At 70.2% G+C, this 13,979-nt stretch carries 11 protein-coding genes and 1 riboswitch; of the genes, 4 read left to right on the plus strand and 7 right to left on the minus strand.

The features are described from left to right. Entirely contained in the window at positions 1-2,946 is a 2,946-nt protein-coding gene (locus tag VJN29_RS15425) for a leucine--tRNA ligase (protein WP_324144519.1), read from the minus strand. A gap of 367 nt (positions 2,947-3,313) precedes the next feature. On the opposite strand from VJN29_RS15425, the gene VJN29_RS15430 reads away from it, so the two are divergent. Then, positions 3,314-4,132 (plus strand): MBL fold metallo-hydrolase, encoded by an 819-nt coding sequence (locus VJN29_RS15430; protein WP_324144520.1) that lies wholly within the window; start codon positions 3,314-3,316, stop codon positions 4,130-4,132. 4 nt (positions 4,133-4,136) lie between these two features. After that, positions 4,137-8,075 carry an adenylate/guanylate cyclase domain-containing protein gene (locus VJN29_RS15435; RefSeq protein WP_324144521.1) on the plus strand — a complete coding sequence of 1,313 codons (3,939 nt, stop codon included), beginning with the start codon at positions 4,137-4,139 and terminating at the stop codon, positions 8,073-8,075. On the opposite strand, the gene VJN29_RS15440 is transcribed toward VJN29_RS15435, so the two are convergent. Together VJN29_RS15440 and VJN29_RS15445 are read right to left on the minus strand one after the other, a co-directional pair. Then, on the minus strand, positions 8,069-8,884 hold the full coding sequence (locus VJN29_RS15440) for a hypothetical protein (RefSeq protein WP_324144522.1): 816 nt from the start codon (positions 8,882-8,884) through the stop codon (positions 8,069-8,071). The genes VJN29_RS15435 and VJN29_RS15440 overlap by 7 nt on opposite strands. Before the next feature lie 298 nt (positions 8,885-9,182). Beyond that, complete coding sequence (locus tag VJN29_RS15445; protein WP_324144523.1) at positions 9,183-9,857, minus strand: lysoplasmalogenase family protein; 675 nt, start codon at positions 9,855-9,857, stop codon at positions 9,183-9,185. A gap of 113 nt (positions 9,858-9,970) precedes the next feature. Between VJN29_RS15445 and VJN29_RS15450 the strand changes: the two genes are divergently transcribed. Beyond that, positions 9,971-10,345 carry a thioesterase family protein gene (locus VJN29_RS15450; protein ID WP_324144524.1) on the plus strand — a complete coding sequence of 125 codons (375 nt, stop codon included), beginning with the start codon at positions 9,971-9,973 and terminating at the stop codon, positions 10,343-10,345. A gap of 129 nt (positions 10,346-10,474) precedes the next feature. Here VJN29_RS15450 and VJN29_RS15455 read toward each other — a convergent pair whose 3' ends face one another. The 4 genes from VJN29_RS15455 to VJN29_RS15470 all read right to left on the minus strand — a co-directional run bounded on the left by VJN29_RS15455 (position 10,475) and on the right by VJN29_RS15470 (position 12,212). Continuing rightward, complete coding sequence (locus VJN29_RS15455) at positions 10,475-11,086, minus strand: YgjV family protein (protein WP_324144525.1); 612 nt, start codon at positions 11,084-11,086, stop codon at positions 10,475-10,477. 36 nt (positions 11,087-11,122) lie between these two features. Then, positions 11,123-11,455, minus strand: coding sequence for a 2TM domain-containing protein (locus tag VJN29_RS15460; RefSeq protein ID WP_324144526.1), 333 nt, complete (start codon positions 11,453-11,455; stop codon positions 11,123-11,125). 101 nt (positions 11,456-11,556) lie between these two features. Next, positions 11,557-11,898, minus strand: coding sequence for a multidrug efflux SMR transporter (locus tag VJN29_RS15465; RefSeq protein WP_324144527.1), 342 nt, complete (start codon positions 11,896-11,898; stop codon positions 11,557-11,559). Next, positions 11,898-12,212: a DMT family transporter gene (locus VJN29_RS15470; protein ID WP_324144528.1), complete on the minus strand. Its 315-nt coding sequence runs from the start codon at positions 12,210-12,212 to the stop codon at positions 11,898-11,900. The genes VJN29_RS15465 and VJN29_RS15470 overlap by 1 nt, the downstream gene beginning before the upstream one ends. A gap of 9 nt (positions 12,213-12,221) precedes the next feature. Beyond that, positions 12,222-12,286: riboswitch (guanidine-III (ykkC-III) riboswitch) on the minus strand. A gap of 113 nt (positions 12,287-12,399) precedes the next feature. Here VJN29_RS15470 and VJN29_RS15475 point away from each other — a divergent pair. Further along, positions 12,400-13,979 (plus strand): CHAT domain-containing protein (locus tag VJN29_RS15475; RefSeq protein WP_324144529.1); only part of this gene is annotated, 1,580 nt, incomplete at its 3' end.

Here is a 13,979-nt window from a genome sequence, read left to right on the forward strand (position 1 = left end):
TCAGGCCGGAACGACGTTGACGAGCTTGGGCGCGCGCACGATGACCGTGCGGACTCCGTCCGCCGTGGCTGCCTTGACCTTGTCCCGCGCCAGCACCAGCTCGCGCAGCCGGTCCTCCGTGATGTCGGGAGCCACCTCGATGCGATCGCGCACCTTGCCCTTGATCTGGATGACGCAGGTCACCTGCTCCTCGACGATCTTTGACGGGTCGCTCACCGGGAACGGCACGTACGAGACGCCGCCGGTGTGGCCGAGCCTGGCCCACAGCTCCTCCGCGATGTGCGGCGCGACCGGCGCGATCATGAGGACGAGTGCCTCCATGACCTCGCGCGGCGGCACGTCGAGCTTGGTCACGGCGTTGTTCAGCTCGATGAGCTTGGCGATGGCCGTGTTGAAGCGCAGCCCCTCGAAGTCCTCGCGGACCCCGGCAATCGTCTGGTGCAGCTGGGTCGTCAGGGCCTGGTCCGGCTCGGCGTCCCCGGTGCCACCGACGCGCAGCTGCCCCGTCACCTCGTCGACCACATTGCGCCACACACGCTGCAGGAACCGCTGCGACCCGACGACGGCGCGCGTCTCCCACGGCTTGGACAGCTCGAGCGGGCCCATCGACATCTCGTACACGCGGAAGGTGTCCGCGCCGAAGCCGTCGTACATGTCGTCCGGGCTGACCATGTTCTTCAGCGACTTGCCGATCTTGCCGTACTCGCGGTTGACGAGCTGACCGTCAAAGACGTACGTCGGCTGGCCGTCCCTGCCCGGCTCCTCGATGACGTCCGCCGCCGGGACGTACTGACCACGCGAGTCGGTGTACGCGTAGGCCTGGATGTAGCCCTGCGCGAAGTAGGTCCGGAACGGCTCCTCGCTCTGCACGTGGCCGAGGTCGAAGAGGACCTTGTGCCAGAACCGCGCATAGAGCAGGTGGAGGACCGCGTGCTCGACGCCACCGACGTAGAGGTCGACACCGCCCGGGTCACGCGTGCCCGCGGGAGCGCCCTCGACAGGGGTCGGCTGCTTGGCCAGCCAGTACGCCTCGTTGGCCGGGTCGACGAACGCCTCCTGGTTCGCCGGGTCGAGGTAGCGGAAGTAGTACCAGCACGACCCCGCCCAGTTCGGCATGGTGTTCGTCTCGCGGCGGAAGCGGCGCCGACCCCGGCCGTCGCCCAGGTCCAGCTCGACGTTGACCCACTCCGGCACGCGGGACAGCGGCGGCTCGGGGCTGCTCTGCGCGTCGTCCGGGTCGAAGGTCTTGGGGCTGTAGTCCGGCACGTCGGGCAGCGTCAACGGCAGCTGGTCGTCCGGCACGGGATGGCTGACGCCGTCCTCGTCGAACATGATCGGGAACGGCTCACCCCAGTAGCGCTGGCGGCTGAACAGCCAGTCACGGATCCGGTAGTTCACGGTCCCCTCGCCGAGGCCCTTGTCCTGGAGGTACTCGATGACTCGCGCCTTGGCGTCGGCGACGTGCAGGCCGTTGAGCGAGACCTCGTCGTTGGCGGAGTTGATCGCGACGCCCTCGCCGGTGAACGCCTCGTCGTCCGGGTGGCCCTCGGTAGGCTGCACGGTCCGGATGATGGGCAGCGAGAACTTCTCCGCGAACTCCCAGTCGCGCACGTCCTGCCCGGGGACGGCCATGATGGCGCCGGTGCCGTAGCCCATCAGGACGTAGTCGGCGACGAAGACCGGAATCGCCTCTCCGTTCAGGGGATTCGTGGCCCATGTACCGGTGAACACCCCGGTCTTGTCCTTGCCCTCGGTCTGCCGCTCGACGTCATTCTTGCGCGAGGCCGCGAGCTGGTAGGCGTCGATCGCCGCGCGCGGGGTCGCCGAGGCGGCGGAGTCGTCACCCTTCCAGTCGTCGTGCGACCCTTCCGGCCAACCGCCCTCCGGGACGAGGGAGTCGACGAGCGGGTGCTCCGGCGCAATGACCATGAAGGTGGCACCGAAGAGCGTGTCGGGACGCGTCGTGAAGACCTCGATGTCGGCCTTCTCTCCCATCACCGTGACCACCGGGAAGCGCACGCGCGCACCCTGCGAGCGCCCGATCCAGTTGCGCTGCATGAGCTTGACCTTCTCGGGCCAGTCCACGCGGTCGAGATCATCCGCGAGGCGGTCGGCGTAGGCCGTGATCCGCATCATCCACTGGGAGAGGTTGCGGCGGAAGACCGGGAAGTTGCCGCGCTCGGACCGTCCCTCGTTGGTGACCTCCTCGTTGGACAGGACCGTCCCCAGGCCGGGACACCAGTTGACCGGCGCCTCCGACTGGTAGGCGAGGCGGAACGCGTCCAGCGCCTTCGCCTGCTCGGTCTCCGTCAGCTCGGCCCACGAGCGGCCGTCGTCGGTGGGGACGGCCCGCCGGCCGGACTCGAGCTCCTCGACGAGCTCGCTGATCGGGCGGGCCCTGCCCAGGCCGCCGTCGTCGCGCACCGCGCTCTCGTCGTACCAGGCGTCCCAGATCTGCAGGAAGATCCACTGGGTCCAGCGGTAGTAGTCCTCGTCGATCGTCGCGAAGGTGCGCCGGTTGTCGAAGCCGAGGCCCAGTCGCCGCAGCTGGCGGCGCATGACGGTCATGTTCTCCTCGGTGGTCTTCCGAGGGTGCTGGCCGGTCTGGACGGCGTACTGCTCCGCCGGCAGGCCGAACGCGTCGTAGCCGAGCGCGTGCAGCACGTTCTTGCCGAGCATGCGGTGGAAGCGGGAGTAGACGTCGGTCGCGATGTAGCCGAGCGGGTGCCCGACGTGCAGGCCCGCGCCGCTCGGATAGGGAAACATGTCGAGGACGACGAGCTTGTCGCCGTGGTCGGCGACGCTCTCGGGCTCGGCCCACGGCCCGGCGGGGTTGGGCGCGTTGAAGGTGCCCTCCTCCTCCCACCGGTCCTGCCAGGCGACTTCGATGTCCCTGGCCATGGCGGCCGTGTAGCGGAACGGCGTCTCGTTGGTCTGCTCGCTCATGTCTTCTCTCTCATCACGTCGTGGGTGGTCGCTCGCCCTGGTGCCTCGGACAAGAAAAAACCCCTCGCACAGGAGGGGGAGCCGCGTTGATGCCGGGATGCTCCCGGCTTTGGTCAACGCGGCTGCGGAAGGAGCAGCCGACCAGCCATGTGCCCAAGGTTAGCGCAGGTCCCAGCACGGCTGGGCTGGGCGACGCCGGGCGGCACCCAGCCAGCGGCATACGGCTGTCGTATGCCGCTGGGCTCGCCCCCGAGCGCACGTGCGTACGTGCGTTGGGCGGGGCTCGCGAACGGTGGAGGAGCCAGCAGCGCCGGCATCCTGCCCCCGGGAACGAGGGGCTCCGGTAGATTGCTAGAGGGGTGAGGCCATGAGGTTGCTGTTCCTCGGAGTGCGCGGATCCACACCGGCTCCGGGCGCCGAGTTCGTCCACTACGGCGGTCACACATCCTGTGTGGCCGTCGCGCACGACGACGCCGACGCACCGACGATCGTGCTCGATGCCGGCACCGGCATCCGCATGCTCAGTGATCGCCTTCCGAGCCGCGACTTCACCGGCGCCATCCTCATCACCCACATGCACTGGGACCACGTCCAGGGACTCCCGTTCTTCGCCAAAGGGGACCAGCCGACGAGCGACGTCGACCTCTTCCTCCCGGCCCAGGACGGCCTCGGCGGCCGGGACCTGCTCGCCCGGTTCCTCTCGCCTCCCGGCTTCCCGATCCTTCCCGAGGGGTTGCAGGGCCAGTGGCGCTTCCGCGCGACCGGCGCCGGCGCCGTCCCCGTCGACGGCTTCGAGGTCAGTGCGTTCGACGTCGAGCACAAGGGCGGCCGGACCTTCGGCTACCGGATCACGGACGACTCGGGATCCATCGCGTACGTCCCCGACCACGCGGCTGTCTCACGCCCCGCGAGCCTGGCCGCCCTGCTTCGGGACGTCGACCTGCTCATCCACGACTCCCAGTTCTTCCGTGGGGAGCGCGAGGTTGCGGCCCGCTTCGGACATGCGACGGTGTCCGACAGCATTGAGCTGGGGGTGGAGGTGGGCGCCCGCCACGTCGTGCTCTTCCACCACGCACCGACCCGCACCGACAGCCAGATGAGGACGATGGAGCGTGGCGTACGCGGCCCGATGAAGGTCACCGTGGCCCGAGAGGGCATGACGTTGTCGGTGGGGACCCGGGGCTGAAGCCATGCCCGACTCCGCCCCCGACCTCCGGATGGACGCTGCCCCCGAACCCAACGGTGACGAGGCACTCGTCCCCTATGTCCCGGCACTGGCGGCCGAATGGCTCACCGAGGACCCGACCGCCCGGCACCGTCGGGTCTCGGGGAGCATGGCCTTCGTCGACATCTCGGGATTCACCTCGCTCACCGAGCGCCTCACCCGGATGGGCAAGGTCGGCTCCGAGGAGCTGAGCGACATCCTGGACTCCACCTTCACGGCGCTGCTCGAGCAGGCTCGCCGGGAGGACGCCGACCTGGTCAAGTGGGGAGGCGACGCCGTTCTCCTGCTCTTCCGCGGTGCGGGCCACGCGGCGCGAGCCGTCCGTGCGACGGCTGCGATGCGGCGCGCGCTCTACTCCGTCGGGCGGACCGGCTCGTCAGCAGGCAAGGTCACCCTCCGGATGTCCACGGGCATCCACAGCGCCGACTTCGACTTCTTCCTCGTCGGCGACCCCGCAGTCCACCGTGAGCTCATCGTCAGCGGGCCTGCGGCGAGCCGCACCGCCGAGCTCGAGAGTGCCGCCACCGCGGGCCAGATCGCCGTCAGCCCGGAGACGGCCGCTGACCTGCCCAGGTCCGCGGTCGAGCGGAACGACGACGGACTGCTTCTCGTCCGCCGTGCCCCGGGGGAACGAGAGGCCGCCGCACGCGGCCCGACCGAAGGACCCGCTCGGCCGCCCGCGACGACCGCGCCAGGTATCGCCGTCCTCCTCCCACCACCGGTGCGGACCCACCTCCTCGCCGCCGCCGGCGAGGCCGAGCACCGCTCGATCGCCGTCGCCTTCATCCAGTTCTCCGGCACGGACGACCTCATCGCGCGCGAAGGCCCGGCGGCGCTCGCGACGGCTCTCGACGAGGTCGTGCGCAACGTCCAGTCCGCGTGCGAGTCCCAGGGAGTGACGTTCCTCGAGAGCGACATCAACAGGGACGGGGGCAAGATCATGATCGCCGCCGGTGCGCCGCGTGGCGGCGAGGACCTCGAGCGGCGCATGCTCACTGCCACCCGGCGCGTCATCGATTGTGCGGGCCGCCTGCCGCTGCGTGTCGGTGTCAACAGAGGCAGGGTCTTCGCCTCCGACTTCGGCCCGTCGTTCCGCCGGACCTACTCGATCAAGGGCGATGCCATCAATGTCGCTGCCCGCGTCATGGGCAAGGCGAGCCCGGGTCAGGTCCTCGCCGTCCGCGACGTCGTCAGCCGCGCTGGTGCAGGCATCGCCGCAACGGAGGTGCCGCCCTTCCTCGTCAAGGGCAAGTCACATCCCATCCAGGCCGCGCTCGTGATGGCCACTGGTGACAACCTGCGCACCCTGTCGTCGGGCCAGGCGGGACTGCACGGTCGGGACCACGAGATCGGCATCCTGGCCGCCGCGCTCGGCAACGCCCGCCACGGCCAGGGCGGTTGGGTCGAGCTGGTGGCCGATGCCGGTCTCGGCAAGTCGTCCCTCATCAGCTGGCTGTGGGAGTCGGCGCCCGACTTCACCGTCCTGCGCGGCACGAGTGGGCGTTTCGGCGGCGCGAGCTCCCACCAGGCGATCCGGCGCCTGCTCCGCGACGTCATCGGCGCCAGCCCGGACGCAGGGCACCCGGAGCTCGAGACCGCCCTGCTGACGGCGATCCGCCAGCACTCCCCCGACCTCGAGGCGTGGGCGCCCCTGCTCGGGGCGGTGCTCGGCGTCAGCATGCCCGAGACGCCCGAGCTCAGCGACCTCGACGAGCGGTTCCGTCCAGCACGGCTCTCGCAGGTGGTGGTGTCGCTGATCCGCTCGGCACACAAGGAACCCACGCTGTTCCTCTTCGAGGGCGCGGACCGGATGGACGAGTCCAGTGCGGACGTCATCCGGGAGCTGCTGCGCGAGGTGCCGGGCCAGCCGTGGCTCGTCCTCACCGGACGCCGACCCGACCCGGGTGGACTGGAGTCGACCGAGGACGACGCGGTGACGCGGATCGAGCTGGCACCGCTCGACCAGGCCGCCTCCGTGTCGTTCCTCGAGTCCATCACCACGGACCGACCCGTCAGCGCCCACCTGCTCCGCCGTGTCGCGGCGAAGGCGGGCGGGAACCCCTTGTTCCTGCGGGCTCTCATCGAGGTGGTCCGGACGACGTCCGACGAGGACCTGCCCGACACGATCGACTCGCTCATCGGAAGCCAGATCGACCGGCTCGCGCCTCGGTGCCGGACCCTGCTGCGCTTCGCTGCGGTGCTCGGTGAGCGGTTCGCCATCGGGGATCTCGAGGAGATGGTCGCCGCCCAGGGCTGGTCCATCCAGGACGCGGACATCCAGGACCTGCGGGGCTTCATCGAACCGGAAGGGCCGGTCCAGGGCTGGTTCCGCTTTCGCAACGCGCTGATCCGGGACGTCGCCTACGCCGGACTCCCCTACCGACTGCGCCGAAGCATGCACCGGCGCGTCGGCGAGGTCCTCGAGCGGGCGGAGGACCGCGAGGCGGTGAGCGAGCGCCTCTCCACCCACTTCTTCGAGGCCGGCGACCACGCGCGGGCCTGGACCTACTCCCGGATCGCCGGGGACCGCGCTCGGCACTCCTTCAGCTACCCCGAGGCCATGGCGCTCTATGACCGGGCACTGACGGCCGCCCGCAGCGTGAGGGACATCCCGCCGGGAGAGCAGGCCCGGGTGCTCGAGGCGAAGGGCGACGTGGCGGACCTCGCCGGCCTGTCCCGGGAGGCCGTCGACGCGTACCGCAGGGCCAAGACGGTCATGAGGGACGACCCCCTGGCCGTTGCCGCCCTGACGGTGAAGGAGACCAGGATCCACCAGCGGCTCGGCGCCTTCGGCACCGCGAGCCGGATCGCCGGCAACGCGCGCGCGAGGCTCCAGAGCATCCAGGGTCCGCTGGCAGCGGCGGAGCGCTCACGACTGGCCAGCCGCCTCGCCGTCGTCCACCACCTGAGGTCCCGCCATGACGACGCCGTGCACTGGAGCCGGGTCGCCGTGGAGGAGGCTCACGAGTCGGACGACTCGAGCGCCCTCGCCCTGGCCTACAACTATCGCGAGCTGATCAGCACGGCCGCGGGCGAGCAGCCGGACGAACCATACGGCGAGCTGGCCCTCGCCAGCTACACCGCCGCCGGCGACCTTCTCGGCCAGGGCCACTCCCTCACCAACCTCGCCATCCGCTCGCTGGCCGACGGCGACTGGGACACCGCCGAGGCCAGGTTCGACGCGGCCACTGAGCTGTTCCACAGGGTGGGCGACACGGCCAACGAGGCCAACTCCCTCTACAACCGGTCTGATGTCCTCCAGCGTCAGGCCCGCTACGACGAGGCTGCGCCCCTTCTCGCGGCCGCCCGTCGTGGCGGCCTCGTCACCGACGACCCGGAGCTGGTTGCCCTCGTGGACCGCGAGCTCGGCAAGGTCCGCCTCGGCCAGGGTCGACTGGATGATGCTCGCGAGCTGCTCGACCAGGCCCGGTCCGCGCTCGAGCGGCTCGGGCTCGAGCACGAGGCGGTCGATGCCTCCGTCTCGCTGGCGCACTGCCGCCTCGTCCAGGGTGAGTTCGCCCAAGCCCTGGCCGACGCCGACGCCCTCCTGCCCAAGGCGCAGGCCGCGGCCGTCGACGAGCTGGAGGCGAGGCTGCACCTGATCAGGGGCGCCGCGTTGGCCCTCACCGGGGACTGGGCGGCGGCGGAGACGGCCTTCGAGAGGGGGCGCGACGTGACGACGCGGCACGACGGAGGCCATGTGCGTGCGCTCAACCTCATGGGGCTGGCGCTGGTCGCCCCACGTACCCGCCGCGACCGCAGGGCCGAGCTCGCCGAGGCGCAGGCGTGCCTGACGCAGCTCGGGGTCCTCTCGCTGCCGCCGCCGTTCGACACGGCGGATCTGGCCGCCACCGAAGTGAGCGGCCAGACCGGCCAGACAGCCCGGGGACGGTCCGATCAGTAACCGGTGCCCCGCACGTCGTGGGTGAAGTTGAAGTAGAGCAGGGTGTCCCCGGCGTTGTCGCGCTGGCTGTTGACGTAGTCGACGCAGGCCACTGGCTCGCCCGTCGCCGGGTCGACGTTGGCCTGGCCCTTGAGCAGGCACGCCGGAGCGACGGTGTCGAGGGGCCCGGAGGACAGGTACGTGTAGTAGACCTTGAACTTGTTCACGCCGCCGTTGCCGCACTGGGTCTTGTCGCAGCGGAAGATCAGCGTGGCCGGCGCCTGCGCCGTGTAGCCCTGCAGCGCGGCAATGAACTGCACGACCGTCGAGCCGGCCTTGCAGGGTGAGCCCGCACACTGATCGGCCGTCGCACCGGTCGACAGGGCGGCCCGTTGGGATGCGAAGCTGAGCGGGAGCATCGCGATGCCGCAGTTCGTCTCGGGTGTCGTCGTCGTGCAGGTGTCCGCGCCGAATACGGTCGTTCCCTGGTCGGCGAGCTGCAGCGTCCGCAGGCTGTCGAAGGGCGACGAGGGAACCGGCGTGAAGCTGATCGGCTTGCCCTTGCCTCCGACCGAAGGCGTGATGGTCACCCCGTTCTCGACGGCCGAGTAGGTCACCGTCGCTGGCACCGACGGTGCGTTGGCGGGCAGGGTGACCTGGTTGGGGCTGAGCACGCCGTCGGGTGACCCGTCCGCAACGCTGACGCCGAGCGTGAAGGTGACGTCGTTGTTGAACACAGCCGAGGTCGAGAGCGTCAGCTCGATGGGGTCGCCCGCCTTGGCGAGCACCCCCGGGACCGCGCCGCCCAGTCCGAGGTCAGGTGTCGACACGGAGACCGTGACCACCGGAAGGGGGGTGGGCTCGGGTTTGACCGCCAGAGCCGGGGACGCGGTCAGTCCCACCACCGCAAGGACGCCGATCAACGAGCCGACGAGGCGGGACCTCCCTCCAGCTCTCGCGAACGGCGTTGCGGTCAGCAATGAGGATGGTGAGGTCATGAGGGGAGGCCCCGTTTCTCGTCGGGATCGATGCGGGAGCAGCAGGACAGGCAAAGCTGCCTCCAGATCATTGAAGGTCGGGTCGGCCGGGAGTTCAGCCGAATCACGGAACTACCCGCGGGTTTGTCCCTTATCGCCCGAACGTCCCACGACCCACCAGCCCGATGACGAGGAGCACCAGCGCGGCGTGGTACGCGACCATGGCGAGGACGGGGGCCCACCGTCGCTCGAGACAGAACCGGTCGTGAGCCAGGACGAGGTGCGAGACGAGCAGCAGCGCACCACCGCCGAGGACGACGACGTCACCCTGCCAGGCCGCCACGAGGACCAGGCCGACGAGGGACAGCAGGTGCAGGAAGACGGACCCTCGCTGGCGACCGGCGTACCGGATGACGTCGCGCCCCCACCGTCCGTGGGCCACGACGACGAAGGGGACCGCGACCAGGACCCACCACGGCAGCCCTCCGTGACCCGGCACCGACACCACGGCCCAGGTCCACGCCACATTCGCGAGCAGGGAGGTCCACAGCCCGAGCAGGTATCTCGTCTCGGTCGCCGTCAGGAGCAGCAGGTCGGTCAGGAGGGACAGACCCAGGGCCGTGATGACCTGCGGTAGCACCCACGCGGCAGACCCGTCCGCTGCGCCGGGCACCGCGGCGAGCGACCAGGCCAGGCCGATGAGCAGGAACGGAAAGGTCGGCCTCGTGACGAGGTCGACCACATGGTCTCCGCGAGCAACGGCGAACCAGTTGAGCACCGCCGTGAACGCGAGGGCCACGGCGAGCACCATGACGTGGGTGTCCACACCGCCAAGGTTGGCAGCACGGCAGGCCAGGACCGTGCGGACACGCGGCGACGATCGGGTCACCTTTCGGGACCCGAGTCGGAGCGGCTCGCGATCCGTGCCAGACTCGAGTAATGCCAATGCGCCACTTCCAGCACACCGTGACGCCCGACGACACGGCAGCCAAGCTCGGGACCGGTGACCTCGACGTCCTCGCGACGCCACGCCTCATCACGTGGTGCGAGTCCGCGGCCTTCCAGGTGTGCCAGAAGTCCGTCGACGAGGACCACACGACCGTCGGAACGATGGTCCGGTTCGAGCACACCAAGGGCAGCCCGGTCGGCACCGAGGTGACGATCGAGTGCGCCGAGCCGATCAACGACGGACGCCGGCTCGTCTGCTTCGTCACGGTCAGGGACGCCGACGGTGACGAGCTGGGCAGCGGTGAGCTGCACCGCGCGATCGTCAACCCGGACCGCTTCATGACCAGGTGCCGCAAGCTCGTCTGAGCCGACTGAGGGCCCACCGGAGCGCGGGGCCACCTTGCGAGCGGAAGCGAGCTCAGCGGCATACGCAAGAAGAAGCGTGTGTGCCGTATGCCGCTGGGCTGGCTTCTCTGCGCCCGTGCAGGCAGTGCCTCACAGGACGTAGGCGTCGCCCTGCTTCTGGAAGCCCAGTCGCTCGTAGTACGGGTCCACCATCCCGGGCGGGGTGAGGATCTGGCGGAAGCCGCGGCTTCGGAAGGGGCCGTCGGGCCCGAAGACGAACTCGCCGGGCGACAGATCGCGGTAGGGCGGCGTCACGTAGTCGAGCAGCAGCTGCGCCCGCCCGTCGCCGAGATCTCGCATGAGCACGACGCCCACTGCCGTGTCGCCCTTGACGACGAGGTAGCACGGATCGCCCGTGAACGGGTCGTGGACGAACTCGGGGTTGTGGCGTCGGATGTCCGCCTCGTGCACCCGCAGGCCGTGCCGCAGGAACTCGTCGTCGCCGGCCACCTCGATCACCTCGTACACGCCCGAGTCGTGGCGCTCTCTGCTCATGCGCAGCAGGTGCACGACGTTGATCACGGCCAGCACGACGTTGAGGCCCACCATGGGCCACACGCCGACGACACCGTTGTAGACGATGAGGACGAGGCAGCCGATGAGGTTGATGATCCGCAGCCGATGCAGCTCGGTCTGCAGCAGGGACCACACCAGCACGGCGGAGCCGATCCAGCCGACCGCCTCGAGCCACCACCCGTCCATCCCCCGGAGCCTAGTGGCGGCATGGGTGCCGTCGGGTCACCTGCTGCGCAACCGGTCCATCTCCGAGGCGATCTCCGCCGCGGTCGGCTCGTGCCTCCAGTACACGTCCATCGCGTGCGCCACGAGGCCGATGCCCCACCCCGCGATCGGGAAGATCGGCCAGAAGAAGTCTGCGCCGGTCATCGCCCAGATGAGCACGAGCATGCCGTTGACGAGCACGTAGATGAGCAGGTGGACGCGGAACTCCTCCTTCGCCTTGAGGCGCTTGACGGCTCGGTCGTGCAGGTCCGTCTCAGCACCGGTGCGGTCGATCTGAGGGGTGACGGGTGGGTCGGTGGCTGGGGTGACCGGTGTCTGGTTCGCGGTCATGATCGTCACTACTCCTTCGCGGGCCGCCTCGCGCCACGCGCTCGGCTCCCACCTCAAGCGTAGGTCGAGGGCGCTGCCCCGGGCGCTCATGGTGTGCAGCGTCACGGTGCGTCCGGGCCGTCTCCCTGACGACCGACGAACCTGAGGCCGAGGACCGCGACGACGATTCCGCCCAACAGGAGAACCTTTGCCGCTGAGGAGGATTCACCGCCCACTGTGATCGCCCACGTGACGGTGAGGGCGGCACCCACCCCGGTCCAGACCGCGTACGCCGTGCCGATCGGGATGGACGCCGACGCCACGCTCAGGCCGACCATGCTGGCCGCCAGTGCGACGAGGAAGGCGACGGTGGGCACAGGGCGCGACAGTCCGTCGGACGCCCCGAGCGCGGTGGCCCAGACCGCCTCGAGCACGGCGCTGGCGAGCAGGATGACCCACGGCATCAGGACACCACCTTGAGGCCGACGACGCTGCCGATGAGCAGCAGGAGGAGGGCTGCGCGGGCGGCATCCAGGCGCTCGCGGCCCCGAGCCGCTGCGACCAGGACGGTGCAGACGGCGCCGATGCCGACCCATACGGCATAGGAGGTACCGGTGGGCAGGCCGGTCATCGCGAAGGCGAGACCGCCCATGCTGGCAGCGAGCGCCCCCGCGAAGAGGATGGTCGGCCGGCGGCGGCGGAAGCGGTCGGAATCTGCCAGAGCCGTGGCCCAGACGGCCTCGAGGACGCCCGAGAGGATGAGCACGAACCAGTGCACGATGTCTCCAGTGCGGCCGTCTTGTCGCTGGGCGGGTACGGCTCCCTCGTCCGCGAGGGCCATCCGGCCACTCCCGGGAGAGGGTACGGCCCGGGTGCGGGATCGGGCGAATCCGTGAGGTATCACCCCGCTGGCGACTAGCCTCTTCCCAGGGACAGGGTGATGCATGATCCCATTGGGTCCCTGCGTGAGGGGTGTCGTCGTGGAGCACGACTATCTCGACTTCGAGGTCTCCATCGAAACCACCGCGGCGGGACAGGTGGTCCGCGTGACCGAGTCGCCGGCGGGCGTTGGCGAGGCGCCCTTCTACCTGCCGTTCAAGCCGGTGGAGCTCGCCCAGTTCATGACCGCGGTGGGGCCGCCGCGAGTGCCCTCCCGTCGGCTCGTGCCGGCCGAGACACGCGTGATGGACGTCAAGGACTACGGCATGCGGCTCGGCGACGCCTTGCTCAGCGGTGACGTGGGCCGGCTGTTCCGCGAGAGCCTGTCGACCGCGAAGCGGCAGCGCGCGGGTCTGCGGGTGCGGCTCCGCCTCGAGGCCTCTCCCGACCTCGAGCCGATTCCCTGGGAGTACGTCTACGACGGCGAGCTGGGCCGGTTCCTGACGTTGTCCACCCAAACCCCGGTCGTCCGGTCTCTCGACGCGCTGGACGTTCCGGCACCGGTGCAGGTGACCGCTCCGCTGCGTGTGCTCGTGCTCATCTCGAGCCCGTCGGACGTGCCCGAGCTCGCGGTGGCCCACGAGGAGGAGCTGCTCCGGGCGACGACCGCGGACCTCGTCTCGAGTGGGCGACTCGAGCTCGTGGTGCTGACCACGGCGACGTTGAGCGGGCTGCAGCGGGCGCTGCTCGACACCTTCCACGTCTTCCACTTCATCGGGCATGGCGGCTTCGACGAGAGCGCCGGTGAAGGAGTCCTCGTCCTCGAGCGCGAGGACGGCCGGGCGCATCGGGTCGGTGCATCTCGGCTCGGCACTCTCCTGCACGACGCCAACGGAATGCAGCTCGTCGTGCTCAACGCGTGCGAGGGGGCTCGGACGAGTGGCCGGGACGCCTTCTCCGGCGTGGCTCAGGCGCTGGTCCGTCAGGGGCTGCCTGCCGTGGTCGCCATGCAGACGGAGATCTCGGACCGGGCCGCGCTGGTCTTCAGCCACGAGTTCTACTACTTCCTGACCCGGGGCCTGTCGATCGACGCCGCCATGTGCGAGGTGCGCAAGGCCATGGCGATCTCCGACGAGGCCTCCGAGTGGGGCACTGCCGTCCTGGTCCGGTCGGGCTCGGACCAGCCCTTTGACATGTCAGCACTGGGGGGCCTGGCCGAGCCCGCCCCCGAGGGCCGGTTGGAGTCCCTGTACGCCGCAGCGCAGTCGTCGCTCGCCTCGGCGACGCCCGAGACGGCGGTGCCGATCCTCGAACAGATCGCGGCCGAGCGGCCGGACTATGCCGACGTCACCCACCTGCTCGATACCGTCAACGCGCCGCCAGCAGCCATCGTGCCCGGACCGCCGCTGACGCAAGCACTGCCGCCCGGTGGCGCCTCGACGCTGCCGCCTCAGCGCGCCGTCGCTCGGGCCGGGTCGGGGGGACGCGATCGCGGTGGCCGCGGGTGGAAGTGGCTCGGTGGCATCCTGGCGTTCTTGCTCCTGGCGACCGGCGCCTTCATCGTCTGGGCGATGCGCCCCGAGGACGCGCCAGATCCACCCGTCCCGGCTGCTGCCAGCGATGCGGCCAACCCGGCCATCACCGCCTGCGGCCCGTCCGCGGTGAT

The sequence above is a fragment of the Intrasporangium sp. genome (genome assembly GCF_035280925.1).
In the GTDB taxonomy this organism is placed as follows: domain Bacteria; phylum Actinomycetota; class Actinomycetes; order Actinomycetales; family Dermatophilaceae; genus Intrasporangium.

Coding starts and splice junctions, on each gene's coding strand:
- VJN29_RS15425 (WP_324144519.1), bottom strand. CDS start 2,946: ATGAGCGAGCAGACCAACGAGACGCCGTTCCGCTACACGGCCGCCATG.
- VJN29_RS15430 (WP_324144520.1), top strand. CDS start 3,314: ATGAGGTTGCTGTTCCTCGGAGTGCGCGGATCCACACCGGCTCCGGGC.
- VJN29_RS15435 (WP_324144521.1), top strand. CDS start 4,137: ATGCCCGACTCCGCCCCCGACCTCCGGATGGACGCTGCCCCCGAACCC.
- VJN29_RS15450 (WP_324144524.1), top strand. CDS start 9,971: ATGCCAATGCGCCACTTCCAGCACACCGTGACGCCCGACGACACGGCA.
- VJN29_RS15455 (WP_324144525.1), bottom strand. CDS start 11,086: ATGGACGGGTGGTGGCTCGAGGCGGTCGGCTGGATCGGCTCCGCCGTG.
- VJN29_RS15460 (WP_324144526.1), bottom strand. CDS start 11,455: ATGACCGCGAACCAGACACCGGTCACCCCAGCCACCGACCCACCCGTC.
- VJN29_RS15465 (WP_324144527.1), bottom strand. CDS start 11,898: ATGCCGTGGGTCATCCTGCTCGCCAGCGCCGTGCTCGAGGCGGTCTGG.